Below are 15,927 nucleotides of genomic sequence, written 5' to 3' on the forward strand. Positions count from 1 at the left end.
TAAAATAAAGCCCTCTGTATCGGTTTGATACTCGACCGCCTTGTGGTATTCATAGTGATATGGGTTACCGCTGTAAGGGGCCAGGAACTGTCATTGTAATTCTTTCTTCTGCACTTCGGTCAGGCGCGGTAATTCTGCAATGCCACTGGTTAGTTCATCAAAGGTCAGGAAACGGAAGACCAGCTCGTCATATTCTTCGCCCTGCATCTCCAGCCCGACCATGTTGTAGAAGTGTTTGTCTTCGTTACCGGCAGACTGTTCGACCCTAAAAAATTGCTCCGTGTAGGTGTCATAATAAAAGTGTTTGCCCGGACGGCGCGCTTCGCTGATCGCCGCAGCCAGCCAGTTAAGATTAAAGAATTGCACGTCCGTTATACCGCAAATATATCCACGGCACGCTAAACTCTCGTTCGCGGGCTCATTTTCCGTAGAAAACACGGAAATCCCGGGCAGACTGGCACATAACGTCGGCACCAGCGACTTTTACGCAGAATTTCAGAACCATGCGAATACTTTTGAAGCGTTTCCTTTACACCGGGTTGATGGCAGCTGCTACGGCTGCTGCTACGGCCCAAACCTTACCGCTGGACAAGGCGGTCCATACCGGCAAAATGGCCAATGGCTTTACCTGGTTTAGGGGAAGGACTGGCACGAGGCCCGTCTTTTTTGTTTATAGTTAACGTTAAAGTTTCGCGTTGTAACGTCCGAATACATCCAACATCGCTGCGAACAGCGGTCCGAGGTTTTCCTCGAACACCCGCACGACCTCCCGTTTATAGGAAACTTTTCCCTCGTTATCAACCACACGTTCGCTGTGTACCAGTTTCAAAAACTCTTTGCTGTTAGCCGTCATACGAAGGTCGATGAAGTAATGATGCCTGCCCTCACCGATGGTCTCCGTTTCCAAAATATTGGTTTCTGTAATGAAATCTTTCTTTGTCATACAGCAAAACTGGGTGATGCTTTTGAGAGATGGCTGGCATTACCCGTGTAGAAACGACTACAAACGGGTATCGGGTCTTATCATCAATTCCGCACAAAGTTACGGGAGACGCTCCGGGTCAAAAAAAGCGTTCGGCATAAAATCGGTGCGCTGCACCTATTTATTCCGTTTCCTTTTTTTCTTCGTCGCGCCTCCCGTACCCCGCGCCATAATTAATGAATTTATAAACTTAAAGATCATCATTATGGAAACTTTGGTTGCAACAAGAACTTGTCAGGAATGTGGTGGAACGCTACGCGGAAGGGTAGATCAAAAATATTGTTCCGATATGTGCCGGACGGTAGCAAATAATCGGAAGAAGATGGCAGAAGCGCGGCAGATTCCCGAATGCATCACTGTCGTTCAGAAAACACTCCTGCACAACTACAAAATACTGACTATGCTGCGCAAACGTGGGGAGTAATTCAGCCTGCTATACCTTCAGGACCTTGGCTTTAGCTTCCGGCACCTGACCGGCGTGACCGAACAGGAAGGCCGATTGAAGCGTCACTGCTTTAGCGAAAGTTACGTCCTGACAGACCAGGCAATAATATTGGTCAATGATTAACACAGATGAGACCGGGCCAAGACTATCCAAATATACCTTTTAAAAAAATGCCGAATTCCGTAGTCATTCGCGCTCCCTTTCTTACTAAATCCCAATTTCTTGTGATAATCGCACCACTTGCCTTGACCTCCCATCTGCGTCTTTTAATACACACGGCTACCTTATGGCCGCGGATGGGAAAGTCCTGTATAGCTGTTTCCGGTAAGAAAGCTTTGGATTCAAGTTGTGCCTTTTCATACCCCGATGGAGCGAGGTTTTTTTCTTCCAGATAAATGTTCAATTGCCCGCTCTTAGATGAGCGAACATCCATAAGTTCAAAATATTCTAAAAGACCTTCTGGTAAGATTAAACGGACAAGGGTTTCGTATGCTGCTGACAAGGGTATTCGTATTTGTTATTCTAATGCAAAACAAATACTTTTATTAATTCCCCACAAGAATTCTACTTGATCCTAAATTTCATAAAACAGGAGGTCATTTATTAAAGAGTTAAAAAGAAAAATCGAAATTTTGCACCGCCTTAAATCTATTTTGTGTTTTACTTGTGTTTTACTTGAAAGAAAAAAGGCCTTACGGTAATTCGTAAAGCCTTGATTATCAATGTGGAGAATATCGGAGTCGAACCGATGACCTCTTGCATGCCATGCAAGCGCTCTAGCCAGCTGAGCTAATCCCCCGTTTCGGGTGGCAAATATATAATTTTAAGTATTAAAAAAGAATTTGATTTTAAAATTAGTTGTCGGGCTTGAAATCGCTATCTAATATCAATTGCATAAATTTCAAATCGAGCCAGTTGTTAAACTTATAGCCAACCTGTTTAAAAGTGCCTATTTCTGCAAAGCCCAATTTTTGGTGTAGGCTGATGCTTGCTATATTATTGGCATCAACGCCGGCAATTATGGTATGTATTGGTTTTTGCTTAACGGCTTCAATGAGGTGTACTAAGAGTTTTCGGGCTATTCCTTGTTGCCTGTAATTCTTGTGCACGTAAACTGAATGCTCTATGGTATATTGATAAGCAGCCCAGGCCCTGAACGGTCCGTAAGTTGCAAAGCCTGTTACCTTTCCATTTGCTTCGGCAACAAAAACAGGTATGTTATTTCGGTTTTTTTCTTCCATCCATTCCCGTCTCATGTCAATGGTGTGTGGTTTATAGCTATAAACCGCAGTTGTATTTAAAATAGCGTCGTTATAAATCTCAAGAATGTCACCTGCATCCTTTATTGAAGCCTGGCGAATGATCAGACCGTTGCTGTTTTTGTCCATATACTTTTTATCATGGGATGATACCTAAATATATACATTGTGAATTACCTATCAATAATTTAAGTGGAACTTCAAAATGGATGGTATAAGTCCTGTGGTTAAACGTCGCCGAGAGTAAGGGATGTATCGTAGTCCGTTGAGGGCGATAAATTGGGGATAGCTATGGTGAAAAAGCTGACTAACAAACTAATGAGCATTTTTATTGAAGCTAAGGAGCTCCAGTTCATCAGATAAGCGCAGCCGTAAAGCTCATTTTCTGAACAAACTGCATAATTGTAGTTTCTGTTGATCGATAAGTTCAGATTATTAGGTTGGAGAACAAGCTTGTTGCAAAAATATATTAGTTATTATAGCTTGTATAGCAAATTATATTGCGCTAATTTTATGACGAGTAGAATCTCAGATTACTTTTGCCTCAAATCTTATATCTCACATCTCAATTCTGTATCAATTACTTAACTTAGCGCCGTTAAAAACACACAATGAAAAGAGATAAACTGATATTTAAACTTTTGGATGAAGAGCAGCAACGCCAGGAAGAGGGTATTGAACTGATTGCGTCTGAAAATTTTGTAAGCCGTCAGGTAATGGAAGCGGCAGGTTCTGTTGCTACCAACAAATATGCCGAAGGTTTGCCGGGCAAACGTTATTATGGCGGCTGCGAGGTAGTTGATGAAATTGAAACTATTGCTATTGAGCGTGCAAAACAGCTGTTTAATGCCGAGTGGGCAAATGTGCAGCCACACTCTGGTGCACAAGCTAATGCTGCTGTAATGCTTGCCTGTTTACAGCCTGGTGATAAAATATTAGGTTTTGATCTTTCGCATGGTGGCCACTTAACACACGGTTCGCCGGTAAATTTTTCGGGCAAATTATACGAGCCACATTTTTACGGTGTAGTTAAAGAAACCGGCTTAATTGATTACGATCAGCTAAAGAGAGTGGCTTTGGAGCAAAAACCCAAACTGATTATCTGTGGTGCTTCTGCTTATTCACGCGATTGGGATTATGAATTTATCCGTGCAGTTGCCGATGAGGTTGGCGCTTTGGTGTTGGCCGACATTTCGCACCCTTCAGGTCTTATCGCCCGCGGTTTGCTGAAAGATCCGCTTCCGCATTGCCATATCGTTACTACAACTACACATAAAACCTTACGCGGGCCGCGCGGTGGTTTAATTTTGCTGGGTAAAGATTTTGAAAATCCTTTCGGTGTGAAAACCCCAAAAGGCGAAACCCGGATGATGTCGTCATTATTAGATATGGCTGTGTTCCCTGGTACCCAGGGTGGTCCGCTGGAGCACATCATTGCGGCTAAAGCCATTGCTTTTGGCGAAGCTTTGAGTGATAGCTACATGAAATACATTGTACAGGTAAAAAAGAATGCCGAAGCTATGGCCGAAGCATTTGTAAAACGCGGTTACCAGATCATTTCCGGTGGTACAGATAATCACCTGATGCTAATTGATTTGCGTAATAAAAACATCACAGGCAAAGCTGCCGAGAATGCTTTGGTTAGCGCCGATATTACCGTAAATAAAAACATGGTGCCTTATGATGATAAGTCGCCGTTTGTAACATCGGGCATCCGTGTTGGTACAGCGGCCATCACCACCCGCCATATGAAAGAAAAACATATGGAAGAAATTGTTGAGCTGATAGATGCGGTACTCTCTGATCCTGAAAACGAGCAGTCTATCAAGAAAATTCGTAAAAAGGTGCACAAACTGATGCACGATTTTCCATTGTATCGCGAAGAAGGATCAGAATAAATGGCAACAAAGCAGCATGGATCTATAGATAATGAGAAAGAGCGTTTAATCGCGCTGCAATCATACCATGTGCTTGATACATTGCCCGAAGAAGAATATGACGCTATAACGCGCCTGGCATCCTATATATGCCAGGCGCCTTTAGCTTTTATCACTTTTATTGACGATCACCGGCAGTGGTTTAAATCAAAAGTTGGCTTGCAGGTTGATTATATCCCCAAAACAGATTCCTTTTGCCGCCATACCATTTTGGGCGATGATATAGTTGTTGTTCCTGATGCTACTAAAAATGATTTGTATGCCAATACCGACCTGGTAAATGGCGAAATGGCTATTAGGTTTTATGCCGGTGCGCCTTTAATTGACCCGCAAGGTTACCGCATAGGGACTCTGTGTGTTTTCGATCAAAAAATAAAGGTGCTGAACGCCGAGCAGGAAGATGCGTTAAAGACACTTGCCAAAGATGTGATGTCGCACCTTGAATTGCGCAAACAAAAGCGCGAATTGGAGCGCAACCTGCAAATTCATAAAGATTTTTACAACCTGTTTGATAGTTCGCCCGATGTTCATTGTATTATGGACAGGGATTTTAATATTGAACAAATCAATCGTTCGGTTGATACGGTTTTGGGTATAAGCCCGGATAGCGCCATTGGGCAGCCAATCTGGAACTTTTTTCCTGAAGAGGAAAAGGTTCGGACTTTGAATTTGCTTAAGGTGGGATTAGGTAAACAGCAAAGTAAATTTAATATCGAAACCATTGTATTAGCTCCTGATGAGGTTGTTAAATGGCTAAGCTGGTCGGTTAAATTCAGTGGTGATAAATGGTTTGCCAGCGGGCGCGATATTACCTATCAAAAACATATTTTGCAGGAATTTGAACAATTGGCCCTGGTGGCAAGCAAAGTTAGTAACGGCGTTGTAATAAGCAACGCCGCCGATGAGGTTGTTTGGGTGAATGATGCATTTGAACAAATTTCCGGCTTTACCTTAGCCGAAGTTAAAAATAAATGGCTGGGCGCTACACTCAAAGGTGCTGTTGCAGATGCTGCTGCCGAGGCTAAATTGATAGCCTCAATAAAAAATAAAGAATCGTACGAGGTTGAGCTTTTAGTAACGCCAAAAAGTGGCAAACCTTTTTGGATCACTGTCATTAATTCAGTAATACGTAACAGCGAGGGTGATGTTGATAAATACATCAGGGTAATTATTGATATATCGGCCAGGAAGAAGATTGAACAGGACCTGGAGATACTATCATTTGCGGCCCGGAAATCACCCGGAGGGATATTTATTCGCGATAATGAAGGGCGGTTTTTATGGATGAACCAGGCTTTGGAAGATATTATAGGTTATTCGTTTGCCGAACTGGAAGGCAAAGCGATTGGAACCTCGTTGTTGGGAAAGGACTCTGACCTAAGCGTTTTTGAAGGCGCCGTACAGGCTGTTAAAGAAAACCGGCCGTATGAGGTTGAAATAAAAGTGTACAAAAAAGACGGCACGCCGATATGGACCTGGCTGTCAAATAGCCCGATATTTAACGAAACGGGTAAGGTTGACAGGCAGATAGGAGTAATGGTTGACATCACCGAACGTAAGAAAGCCGAGGAAGAGCTCACCCTCTTGTCGCTCGTGGCGAGCAAGGTTACCAGCGGCATAGTAATCAATAATAGCGAAGGCAGGGTTGAGTGGGTTAATGAAGCCTTTGAAAAAATTACGGGCTACTGGATAAAAGAGGTAAGTGGCAAGCATTTGGGCGATATATTAAAGGGCGCGCTAACTGATGTTGCCATTATTGAGCGGGCACGTGAGCTTTCCAGGAATAAGCAATCTTTTGAGGTTGATTTACTTATATACCGTAAAGACGGCCAGCCTTTGTGGGTATCTGTCATCAATTCGGTAATATTAGATGCTAAAGGTAAAGTTGATAAGTACGTAGAGGTGATTATTGATATTACCGAGAAAAAGAAGGCCGAAATTCAATTGATTGCCGCCAAAGAAGAGGCACTGCAGCTGAGCCGGGCCAAGGATATGTTTATATCGGTAATGAGCCACGAAATCCGTACGCCGCTGAACGCGGTTATTGGTATGTCGCACCTGCTGATGGATGAAGATCCGCTGGAATCGCAGAAAGAAAACCTGGCTATTCTTAAATTTTCGGCCGAGAATTTATTGACGCTGATAAACGATGTGCTTGATTTTGCCAAGATGGAAACAGGCAATGTGGAACTTGAGCGTGTACGGCTTGACCTGCGCGATATGGTACAGAGCATCAATAACTCATTGCAATACAAAGCAGTCGAAAAAAATATATATCTTAGCAAGAGCATTGATGATGATGTGCCGTCAATTGTTTTGGGCGACCGGACCCGTTTGAGCCAGATCATATTAAACCTGGTAAGCAATGCGGTTAAGTTTACCGAAGAAGGCGGTGTCAATGTCGATCTGAAGGTTATCCAGGAAACGGATAAGGATGTTAGGATCAGGTTTTCGATCACAGATACAGGGATAGGAATTGCGCCTGATAAAATAAATGTGATATTCGAGCAATTTAAACAAGCCGAAGTCGATACCACACGTAAATATGGGGGTACAGGTTTAGGTCTGGCAATTAGCAAACGCCTTATTGAACTGCACGATTCGCGCATAAATGTGGATAGCGTACCAGGTCAGGGTTCTACTTTTTGGTTTACCATTACTTTCAACAAAGCAGATAAGCAACTAAATAACAATAATAACAAAGTGGAAGAAGGACTAAAAATTAACGTTTTAGTAGTTGATGACAACCAGATAAACAGGTTATTGATTAATAAAATTCTAAAAAAATGGGGCGCGGATGCCGATTTTGCCGAAAACGGGCTCGAAGCGGTAAACAAAGTAGTTGCTAATCAAAACTATAACGTGGTATTGATGGATATACACATGCCCGAAATGGGTGGTTTAGAAGCTACCCAGGTTATCCGCTCAAATCCCGAACCATATTTTCAGCAATTGCCTATCATCGCGCTAACCGCATCTATGCTCAGCAACCAGATGGGCGAAATAGATAATGCCGGCATGAACGATTATATCCTGAAACCATTTGATCCAAAAATACTTTTCGAGAAGCTAAGCAGGTATCAGCACCAGTAGGCCCCCCAGCCCCCTGAAGGGGGAGCAAAATAAACGCTGCCTGTCGCTGCCGCTACCTTCCAGCTCGTGGTTACAGATGGTTTCAGCTTTCAGCTGAACTTTAAACCGCATATGCGATAGTAGCGATACTCAACTTCAATCCGGGTACTTTCAATAATTCTATTCCGCAAGCTTCCAGGGTTGATCCTGTAGTTACAACATCATCTACCAGTAAAACGTGCTTGCCTTCCAGTCTTTCCGGCTTATCAACTGCAAATACTTCCTGCATGTTTTCAAACCGTGCAAAGCGCGATTTGTGGGTTTGAGTAACTGTGGCAACCTTCCGTACCAAATTATCCAATTCAACAGTAGCTGTCAGTTTATCTGCCAATCCATCGGCAAAGCAGGCACTTTGGTTATAGCCGCGCTCTTTTAAACGTTTTTTATGCAGGGGAACCGGGATAATGTAATCTACCGTATTAAAAATCGGGTTCTCTTTCAATTGGGCGCCTGCAATGTTTCCCGTAAGATTACCAATCTGTTTCATGCCGTTGTATTTAAAATGGTGCATCAGGTTTTGCACATTGCCGCCTTTATTAAAAAAATAGAGGGCATAGGCCGCCTCAATCTTTATTTTGCCATAAAACTGTTGTGCAACAACGTTATCCGGCTGTGTATGAAAATTGGTAAAGGGCAAATTATACCGGCAATCCGAACAAATGATATGCTCACCGGTCACCAGGCTGGCATTACACGCAGGGCAAAGCTGGGGGAAAAGCAGCGAAACAAAATCGGCAAGGTAGCCGCCCGGTAATTTCATGCCCTTAATGTAAGGTACATTTTTTTAAACTTCTACAGTTTTTGCTTTTTCTTTAATAGCAAGCTGGCCGCATGCCGCGTCAATATCTTTACCGCGGCTACGGCGAAGGTGTGTATTGATACCTTGTTTAGTTAAATAATTGGCAAAAGCCTCTACTTTATCCTCGTCGGCATTAATATAGCTGGCAAAAGAAATAGGATTATACTCTATGATATTCACTTTGCAGGGCAGGTGCTTGCAGAATTTGGCAAGTTCCATAGCATCCTGGATGCCATCATTTACACCATCAAAAATAATATACTCGTATGTTACCGGGTTTTTGGTTTTGGCGTAATAGTATTTAAGGGCTTCGGCCAATGCTTTTAATGAGTTTTGCTCGTTAATGGGCATAATCGTATTCCGCTTCTCGTCGTTAGCAGCATGTAACGAAAGTGCAAGGTTAAACTTTACTTCATCATCGCCCAGTTTTTTTATCATTTTGGCTATGCCTGCTGTTGATACAGTGATACGCTTTGGCGACATGTTTAGGCCGTCCTCGGCAGTAATGCGCTCTATCGAGTCCATTACATTTTTGTAATTAAGCAATGGTTCGCCCATTCCCATATACACTATGTTTGATAGCGGGATGCCGTAATTTTCGCGGGCTTGCTGGTCAATAAGCACCACCTGGTCGTATATTTCGTCGGGATTAAGGTTTCTTTTACGCTCCATATAACCGGTAGCGCAAAATTTACAGGTAAGGCTGCAGCCCACTTGAGAGGACACACAAGCCGTCATTCGGCCCGGAGTTGGAATTAAAACACCCTCAATTAGGTGAGTATCGTGTAAAATAAAAGAATTTTTTATAGTTTTATCAGCACTAACCTGTGATGTGTTTATTTTAACGTTGTTGATAACAAAGTTTTCATCAAGTTTAGTACGCAGTTCTTTTGAAATATTGCTCATTTCATTAAATGAGAAACATGATTTTTTCCAAAGCCATTCATAAACCTGTTTAGCTCTGAAACTTTTTTCGTCCATACGAATAAAATGTTCCTGTAAAGCGTTCAAACTCAGGCTGCGGATGTCTATTTTGTTTTTTGCAATATTCACGTTGCAAAGGTACTTAATTTAAAAAAATGTTTTTCTTTTTTTAAAGTCATTCTTTTCGATGGTAAAAAAGCAATAACTAAAAGTTAATTGTGTTAATTTGAACTGGGCATATTTTAGAAAAACGTTTTTAGACAGATACCAAAGTTTAACAGATGAATGAAAAGTTTTAGAGCCGATTACGTTTTTCCAGTTTATGCCGATCCGATAAAGAATGGAATTGTTACCGTTAATGATGTTGGTAAAATAATTTCGGTTACAGATTCAAACAACCCTCCAAATGGCCCCATAGAAAATGTTAGCGGTATCATTTGCCCCGGATTTGTAAACACCCATTGCCACCTTGAACTTTCTCATCTAAAAAACAAAATTAAAACAGGCGGTGGCCTGGTTTCTTTTATAAAAGAGGTTCAGGCCTTCAGAAACTCCGATGAGCAGCAAGTAACAGATGCCATTGAAAAGGCTGATCAGGAAATGTATGACAATGGTATTGTTGCTGTTGGTGATATTTCAAATACCAATTTAAGTATTCCGGTTAAAGCCAAAAGCAAATTATACTACCATACTTTTGTAGAAACTTTTGGTTTTTTACCGCAAAATGCTGGTGATGTTTTTGATAAGGCTACGGCATTGCTTCATGAGTTTAAGCCCCAGTCTGTTTCTGTAACCCCGCATGCTCCTTATTCGGTGTCAAAGGAGTTGTTTAAGCTTATCAGGAAACATAGCGAAGAAGGCCATAACCTTATCAGTATCCACAACCAGGAGTGCGAAGACGAAAATAAGTTTTATCGCTATAAACTCGGCGGATTTTTAGACCTGTACCAACATTTTGGTATCGATATCAGTTTTTTTAAACCACAGGCGCGCAATTCGGTGCAATCAATCATACCGTTGCTTACCAATAAGCAAAAGGTTTTACTTGTGCACAATACTTGCACTAACTTAAAGGATATCTATTTCATTAAACGTTTTGACCGTAAAGTGAATTTTTGCTTTTGCCCTAATGCCAATTTATATATTGAAGGCAAGCTGCCAAAAATTGAACTTTTTGTTGACCAGGGCTTTAATATTACCCTGGGCACCGATAGCCTGGCATCGAACGACGGCTTATGTATATTGAGCGAAATGAGGGCTATTCAAAAAAAATTCCCTGCTTTAAGTACCGAAAGGTTAATAAAATGGGGCACCCTTAACGGCGCTGAGTTTTTAGGTATCGATGATGAAAAAGGCTCGTTACAAGTTGGAAAAACCCCCGGCCTTAACTTAATAACCGGCCTTGATGGTTTGAAGATAACACCGGAAGCGAAAGTGAAGAAATTAATTTGAGAATTTGAAGATTTGAGAATTTGAAAATGAGGGGAAGAATTATTTGAGAATTTGAAGATTTGAGAATTTGAAAATGAAGAACTTTGCAAATCATTTTCAAATCTTCAAATTCTCAAATTTTCAAATTAGAATGATGAAACATCTCAATATAATAGTTAAAGGCAAGGTACAGGGCGTTTCCTTTCGTAAATCAACCAAGGCAACGGCCGATCAGTTGGGTGTAAAGGGCTTTATTTTGAACGAACCAAATGGCGACGTATACATTGAAGCCGAGGGCGATGATTTTGCAATGGAAATGTTTATGGATTGGTGCAATGAAGGCCCCGAGTATGGCGAGGTAACTTCTGTAGAAACCCATGAGGGCGAATTAAAAAACTATCGTAATTTTGAAGTTGTAAAAAGGCGCCCGTAATTTTAACGGATAGCAGATTAATTACATTGAACATCAACATTGTCAACCGCTAAAAAATTTGCCGGGCAAACGGCCATCTACGGTTTAAGCACCATCATTTCCCGGATGATTTATTTTGTGCTTACACCAATTTATACCCGCACCCTTTCGGTAGGCAGTAATGGCATATTTACTACAATGTATGGTAACGCTTCTATAGTAAATGCTGTATTGGCATTTGGCATGGAAACAACCTATTTTAGATACCTGCAAAAAAGGGCCGATAACAAACAGCAGGTATATAATAATGCTTTTGGCGTTGTTATATTAGTCGCGCTAATTTTCAGCCTTTTTAGTTTCCTGTTTTTAGACAACATTATTAATTATATGCAGGCGGGTGTAAAAGCCGACCATGCCGACTATGCTTTCTATGTTAAAAATTTCTTGGTTATTTTGGTGTGCGATGCCTTTTGCGTTATCCCGTTTGCCAAGATACGCGCTGATGGACGCCCGGTTAAATATGCTGTAATTAAATGCACCAACATTCTGTTTGTAATGTTGCTTAACCTGTTTTTTTTATTTGGAGTGCCTTTTATTATTGGGCATCAGTTAACTGGGGCTCACTGGATGGTTGGCTGGTACAGGCCGCATTGGGTTGGTTATGTTTTTTTAGCCAATGCTATTGCCAGTATTTTAACTATTGTTTTGTTGCTTCCCGAAGTGTTGAAATTGAGGTTAAAATTTGATGGTGCCATGTTCAAGGATATGTTTGTATATAGCTGGCCTGTATTGGTAGCCAACATCTCGTTTATCATCAACGAATCGGTAGATAAAGCAATGCTTAAACAAATGCTGCCGACAGTCATTAGCGATCAGCAGGTAGGCATTTATGGCACCTGCGCGAAAATAGCCTTGTTCCTGAGTTTGTTTATTCAAGCATTTCGTTTAGGAGCCGAGCCTTTCTTTTTCAGCCATTCAAAAAATAAAAACTCCGGTGATACCTATGCCCGTATCATGACTTATTTTGTAATTGCAATGGCAATGATTTGTGTTGCACTTACAGCCAACATCGATATTTTAGCCACTTTTATATTTGGCAGGCACACTGCGCATAATCAATATTGGTTGGGGTTGGGCGTTGTGCCGCTATTGTTGTTTGGCTATGTGAGCCTTGGTATTTATGTAAACCTTTCGGTATGGTATAAGCTTTCCGATCAAACAAAATATGGCCTTTACATCTCAGGAATCGGCGCTATATTAACGCTTGTTTTAAATTGGGTATTCATTCCAAAATACAGCTATATGGCATCGGCGTGGGTATCGTTAATTGCCTATGCAACCATGATGGTTTTATCATACCTGTGGGGGCAAAAAAACTATCCTATCCCCTATAATCTTAAAAAGTGCCTTGCGTACGTTTTAATATCGATAACGTTGGTATATCTTTCATTTTCGGTATTCAATCATAATATTTTTGTGGGAAACGGGCTTTTTCTGTTATTTGCTTTAGGCGCATTTTATTTTGAACGAAAGGAACTAAAGATTATCTTTAAAAGATGACCATCAGCATAATTAATAAATCGAACAATAGCTTACCGGCTTACGAAACGGCTCATGCCGCAGGTATGGATTTAAGGGCCAACCTGGAGCAATCCATCCGGTTAAACCCGATGGAGCGTAAATTGGTGCCAACAGGTCTGTATATCGAGTTACCCGTGGGTTTGGAAGCACAGATACGGCCACGTAGTGGTTTGGCGTTTAAACATGGTATAGGTATTGTTAATTCGCCGGGAACTATTGATGCCGATTATCGGGGCGAAATAAAAGTATTGCTCATTAATTTGGGTGCAGAATCATTTGAGATTAACCATGGCGACAGGATAGCCCAGATGGTAGTTGCCAAACACGAAACCGTAAGCTGGACCCAGGTTGAGGTATTGAATGATACCACAAGGGGCGAGGGCGGTTTTGGGCATACAGCGGTAAAATAGAATCAAGAGGTTAGAGTCAAGAAATAAGACTTTTGAAAATCGGCTGGAAGGTAAAGACGGGCATTTTAGTGTAGATTTGGATATGAAGGATAAGAATTCAGGATATAGAAATACAATGAACCGGACATGGCGCTTGCAAATTGCAACTGTCTTGATTCTTGGTTCTTGGTTCTTGCCTCTTCAACTCAGGGCTCAAACCACCGCTGCGTCAAAACAAATGGGTGGGCTGGATAGCAGCGAGATCAGGCAGTTGTTTTTTTCGGCTTTGCGCGAGAAAACGGTGGAAAACCTGAAACACGCATCAGAGTTGTTTGAGCGGGTTATACAGGCTGATCCGGGGAATGATGCATCGCTATACGAACTGGCTAACCTGAAAAAAATACAAAACGATTACACCGGCGCACAGCCATTGCTTGAACGTGCTGTAGCCGTAAAACCCAATAACGAATGGTATTGGAGCGCACTTGCCGATAGTTATGAAAAAAGTAATAACATTGGCAAGCTGGAGAATGTGTTTAACCAGCTTATCCGCCTTAATCCAAACAAACCCGAGTATTATTTTGATAAAGCCAACGCGTTCGTCATCTTGAAAAGATATGACGATGCGCTAAAAGTTTATGATCAGTTAGAGCAAATTACAGGCCCCAGCGACGACTTGTTAGGCAGCCGTCAAAAAGTATACCTCAAGCAAGGCAAGGTTGACCAGGCCGCGGCCGATGTTGAAAAAGCGATAGCCAATAATCCCGGTCAAATTCGTTATTACCTATTACTTTCAGAGATATATAACTCAAACGGATTTGGCGATAAGGCATTAAAAGTTTTGCTGCAGGCCGAGAAGATTGATTCGGGTAACGGCATGGTCCACCTGGCGCTTGCCGATATTTACCGCGAAAAAAAGAACAATGATGCAAGCTATAAAGAACTTACACAGGCCTTCGCCATTCCCGAGGTAAGCATCGATCAAAAAATAAGGATCATAACCGGTTATTACCCCAAATTTCCAGATCCTAATGCCAAAGCCAGCGCGCTTGAATTAAGCAGGATACTTACAATTACGCATGCTAAGGATAGTAAAGCTTTTGCCATGTATGGCGATATGCTGCTGCAAAGTGATAAATTGAAGGAAGGGAAAGATGCCTACCGAAAATCGATAGAGCTGGACGGGCAGGTTTACCAGGTACATGAACAACTGGTGCGTATTGAATTAAGTATGAATGATTTGGATGGCGCTGTTAAGGACGGAGAAAATGCGCTTTCCCTATTCCCTAACCAGGCCTGGATGAATTATTTGGTAGGCGTGGCATGGGCACAGAAAAAGGATTTTAACAAAGCGCTGGGCTATGTTAAAAATGCAACTTCATTAGAAATTCAGGATAAGGAACTACTTTCGCTCAGTTTTTCGTTATTAGGCGATTGTTATCATGACATGAAGAACAACAAAAGTTCCGACGATGCTTATGATAAGGCACTGGCTGTTAATCCCGATAATGCATATACCTTAAACAATTATGCTTATTATTTATCGTTAAGAAATGAAGCTTTGGATAAAGCGGCGCAAATGTCGGCGCGGTCAACCCAGCTGCAGCCCAATACGGCATCATTTGAAGATACTTATGCATGGATACTGTTTATGCAAAAAAAATACCCGGATGCCAGGGTATGGATGGAGAAGGCATTAGCACACGATAAGGATAAAAGTGCGGTTAAGTACGAACATTATGGCGATATTTTGTTTTACCTTGGTAAAACAGATGAAGCTGTAGATAACTGGAAAAAGGCCAAAGGCTACGGTGATCAATCGCCGGTATTAGATCGAAAGATAAATGAAAAAAAATATTTTGAATAGGTTACTGATAGTTTGCGGTTTGCTGGCCATAGTAAGTTGTAAAGCACGCAAGCAGGTTATGGTAACCCGCAAAGCCGATACTGTAGCCAAGCCCGATAATAAGATAAATACAAAACTGGCTGCTATAAAAGCACAGCAGGTAAACTTTAATACGTTTTCGGGAAAGGCCAAAACAAATCTGGATATTAACGGCAACAGCAATGATGTTACGCTTAATATCCGTATAAATAAAGGCAAAAAAATATGGGTATCAATTACAGCGATATTAGGTGTGGAGGTTGCTCGCGCAGTGATTACGCCGGATAGTATATTGCTCATAAACCGGCTGGAGGGTGTTTACCTGAAAAAACCATTTAGCTACGTTTACGCGTATGCCAGCAAACAGGTGAACTATAAAACGCTCGAATCATTGCTGATTGGTAATGCGATACCCGAACTGCTTACCGAAAACGCTGATTTTGCAACCGCGAACGGCAATACTACTTTAAGCGGCACCCTTGATGATTTGCTTTACAAATTGATAGTTGGAGCCGATAATAAAGTAACGCAAACCAACCTGAATAACCAAAGCGAAGGACAGTCGTTGCAGGTAGCCAACAATACATTTATACAGGCCAATAACCGTATCCTGCCATCGCAGATAGATATTGCGTCAGTAGTAAAAGATAAAAAGATCCGTGTAAACCTGCATTATACTAAGGTCGATTTTGACCAGCAACAGGAATATCCATTTAGTATTCCGGATAGATATGAGCCGGCCAAATAATTC

At 41.7% G+C, this 15,927-nt stretch carries 17 protein-coding genes and 1 tRNA gene; 9 read left to right on the forward strand and 9 right to left on the reverse strand.

The genetic code is table 11. The features are described 5' to 3' along the window. Positions 1-90: 90 nt before the first annotated feature. From AC1RM2_RS22130 to AC1RM2_RS22140, 3 genes are all read right to left on the reverse strand, one after another. On the reverse strand, positions 91-366 hold the full coding sequence (locus tag AC1RM2_RS22130) for a hypothetical protein (protein ID WP_492987341.1): 276 nt from the start codon (positions 364-366) through the stop codon (positions 91-93). Positions 367-529: 163 nt separating this feature from the next. Continuing rightward, positions 530-652 (reverse strand): hypothetical protein, encoded by a 123-nt coding sequence (locus AC1RM2_RS22135; protein ID WP_492987342.1) that lies wholly within the window; start codon positions 650-652, stop codon positions 530-532. 30 nt (positions 653-682) lie between these two features. After that, positions 683-943 (reverse strand): DUF3276 family protein, encoded by a 261-nt coding sequence (locus AC1RM2_RS22140; protein ID WP_492987343.1) that lies wholly within the window; start codon positions 941-943, stop codon positions 683-685. Positions 944-1,187: 244 nt separating this feature from the next. On the opposite strand from AC1RM2_RS22140, the gene AC1RM2_RS22145 reads away from it, so the two are divergent. Beyond that, entirely contained in the window at positions 1,188-1,406 is a 219-nt protein-coding gene (locus AC1RM2_RS22145) for a hypothetical protein (RefSeq protein WP_492987344.1), read from the forward strand. A gap of 166 nt (positions 1,407-1,572) precedes the next feature. On the opposite strand, the gene AC1RM2_RS22150 is transcribed toward AC1RM2_RS22145, so the two are convergent. From AC1RM2_RS22150 to AC1RM2_RS22160, 3 genes are all read right to left on the reverse strand, one after another. Then, the gene (locus AC1RM2_RS22150) at positions 1,573-1,929 is read right to left on the reverse strand and encodes an ISAon1 family transposase N-terminal region protein (RefSeq protein WP_492987345.1); all 357 of its coding nucleotides are present in this window, start codon (positions 1,927-1,929) and stop codon (positions 1,573-1,575) included. A gap of 223 nt (positions 1,930-2,152) precedes the next feature. After that, a tRNA-Ala gene (locus AC1RM2_RS22155) sits at positions 2,153-2,226 on the reverse strand. 55 nt (positions 2,227-2,281) lie between these two features. Then, complete coding sequence (locus tag AC1RM2_RS22160) at positions 2,282-2,815, reverse strand: GNAT family N-acetyltransferase (RefSeq protein WP_492987346.1); 534 nt, start codon at positions 2,813-2,815, stop codon at positions 2,282-2,284. 482 nt (positions 2,816-3,297) lie between these two features. Between AC1RM2_RS22160 and glyA the strand changes: the two genes are divergently transcribed. Together glyA and AC1RM2_RS22170 are read left to right on the forward strand one after the other, a co-directional pair. Continuing rightward, a complete protein-coding gene (glyA, locus tag AC1RM2_RS22165) occupies positions 3,298-4,584 on the forward strand; it encodes a serine hydroxymethyltransferase (RefSeq protein ID WP_492987347.1) in 1,287 nt (428 codons plus the stop codon). Further along, positions 4,585-7,716: a PAS domain S-box protein gene (locus AC1RM2_RS22170; protein WP_492987348.1), complete on the forward strand. Its 3,132-nt coding sequence runs from the start codon at positions 4,585-4,587 to the stop codon at positions 7,714-7,716. It abuts the gene before it with no gap. Here AC1RM2_RS22170 and AC1RM2_RS22175 read toward each other — a convergent pair. From AC1RM2_RS22175 to rlmN, 3 genes are read right to left on the reverse strand one after another with little or no spacing between them, the layout of a single operon-like run. Beyond that, positions 7,693-7,827 carry a hypothetical protein gene (locus tag AC1RM2_RS22175; RefSeq protein ID WP_492987349.1) on the reverse strand — a complete coding sequence of 45 codons (135 nt, stop codon included), beginning with the start codon at positions 7,825-7,827 and terminating at the stop codon, positions 7,693-7,695. The genes AC1RM2_RS22170 and AC1RM2_RS22175 overlap by 24 nt on opposite strands. Further along, entirely contained in the window at positions 7,817-8,515 is a 699-nt protein-coding gene (locus AC1RM2_RS22180) for a ComF family protein (RefSeq protein ID WP_492987350.1), read from the reverse strand. Before AC1RM2_RS22180 ends, AC1RM2_RS22175 begins: the two co-directional genes overlap by 11 nt. Before the next feature lie 24 nt (positions 8,516-8,539). Then, a complete protein-coding gene (gene rlmN / locus AC1RM2_RS22185; RefSeq protein WP_492988265.1) occupies positions 8,540-9,601 on the reverse strand; it encodes a dual-specificity RNA methyltransferase RlmN in 1,062 nt (353 codons plus the stop codon). A 162-nt stretch (positions 9,602-9,763) separates the two neighbouring features. Here rlmN and AC1RM2_RS22190 point away from each other — a divergent pair, with 162 nt between their 5' ends. From AC1RM2_RS22190 to lolB1, 6 genes are all read left to right on the forward strand, one after another. Beyond that, positions 9,764-10,930 carry an amidohydrolase family protein gene (locus AC1RM2_RS22190; RefSeq protein WP_492987351.1) on the forward strand — a complete coding sequence of 389 codons (1,167 nt, stop codon included), beginning with the start codon at positions 9,764-9,766 and terminating at the stop codon, positions 10,928-10,930. 133 nt (positions 10,931-11,063) lie between these two features. Further along, positions 11,064-11,342 (forward strand): acylphosphatase, encoded by a 279-nt coding sequence (locus AC1RM2_RS22195; protein ID WP_492988266.1) that lies wholly within the window; start codon positions 11,064-11,066, stop codon positions 11,340-11,342. Between the two features lie 39 nt (positions 11,343-11,381). Further along, the gene (locus AC1RM2_RS22200; protein ID WP_492987352.1) at positions 11,382-12,881 is read left to right on the forward strand and encodes an oligosaccharide flippase family protein; all 1,500 of its coding nucleotides are present in this window, start codon (positions 11,382-11,384) and stop codon (positions 12,879-12,881) included. Beyond that, a complete protein-coding gene (gene dut / locus AC1RM2_RS22205; protein WP_492987353.1) occupies positions 12,878-13,312 on the forward strand; it encodes a dUTP diphosphatase in 435 nt (144 codons plus the stop codon). Before AC1RM2_RS22200 ends, dut begins: the two co-directional genes overlap by 4 nt. A 217-nt stretch (positions 13,313-13,529) precedes the next feature. Then, complete coding sequence (locus tag AC1RM2_RS22210) at positions 13,530-15,158, forward strand: tetratricopeptide repeat protein (RefSeq protein WP_492987354.1); 1,629 nt, start codon at positions 13,530-13,532, stop codon at positions 15,156-15,158. After that, positions 15,136-15,924 carry a lipoprotein insertase outer membrane protein LolB1 gene (gene lolB1 / locus AC1RM2_RS22215; RefSeq protein WP_492987355.1) on the forward strand — a complete coding sequence of 263 codons (789 nt, stop codon included), beginning with the start codon at positions 15,136-15,138 and terminating at the stop codon, positions 15,922-15,924. Before AC1RM2_RS22210 ends, lolB1 begins: the two co-directional genes overlap by 23 nt. The last annotated feature ends 3 nt before the right edge of the window (positions 15,925-15,927 follow it).

Source organism: Mucilaginibacter sp. GW822-FHT03E02, from assembly GCF_058801545.1.

Coding starts and splice junctions, on each gene's coding strand:
- dut (WP_492987353.1), top strand. CDS start 12,878: ATGACCATCAGCATAATTAATAAATCGAACAATAGCTTACCGGCTTAC.
- glyA (WP_492987347.1), top strand. CDS start 3,298: ATGAAAAGAGATAAACTGATATTTAAACTTTTGGATGAAGAGCAGCAA.
- AC1RM2_RS22145 (WP_492987344.1), top strand. CDS start 1,188: ATGGAAACTTTGGTTGCAACAAGAACTTGTCAGGAATGTGGTGGAACG.
- AC1RM2_RS22180 (WP_492987350.1), bottom strand. CDS start 8,515: ATGAAATTACCGGGCGGCTACCTTGCCGATTTTGTTTCGCTGCTTTTC.
- AC1RM2_RS22210 (WP_492987354.1), top strand. CDS start 13,530: ATGGGTGGGCTGGATAGCAGCGAGATCAGGCAGTTGTTTTTTTCGGCT.
- AC1RM2_RS22195 (WP_492988266.1), top strand. CDS start 11,064: ATGAAACATCTCAATATAATAGTTAAAGGCAAGGTACAGGGCGTTTCC.
- AC1RM2_RS22140 (WP_492987343.1), bottom strand. CDS start 943: ATGACAAAGAAAGATTTCATTACAGAAACCAATATTTTGGAAACGGAG.
- AC1RM2_RS22175 (WP_492987349.1), bottom strand. CDS start 7,827: ATGCGGTTTAAAGTTCAGCTGAAAGCTGAAACCATCTGTAACCACGAG.
- AC1RM2_RS22170 (WP_492987348.1), top strand. CDS start 4,585: ATGGCAACAAAGCAGCATGGATCTATAGATAATGAGAAAGAGCGTTTA.
- AC1RM2_RS22190 (WP_492987351.1), top strand. CDS start 9,764: ATGAAAAGTTTTAGAGCCGATTACGTTTTTCCAGTTTATGCCGATCCG.
- AC1RM2_RS22160 (WP_492987346.1), bottom strand. CDS start 2,815: ATGGACAAAAACAGCAACGGTCTGATCATTCGCCAGGCTTCAATAAAG.
- lolB1 (WP_492987355.1), top strand. CDS start 15,136: ATGAAAAAAAATATTTTGAATAGGTTACTGATAGTTTGCGGTTTGCTG.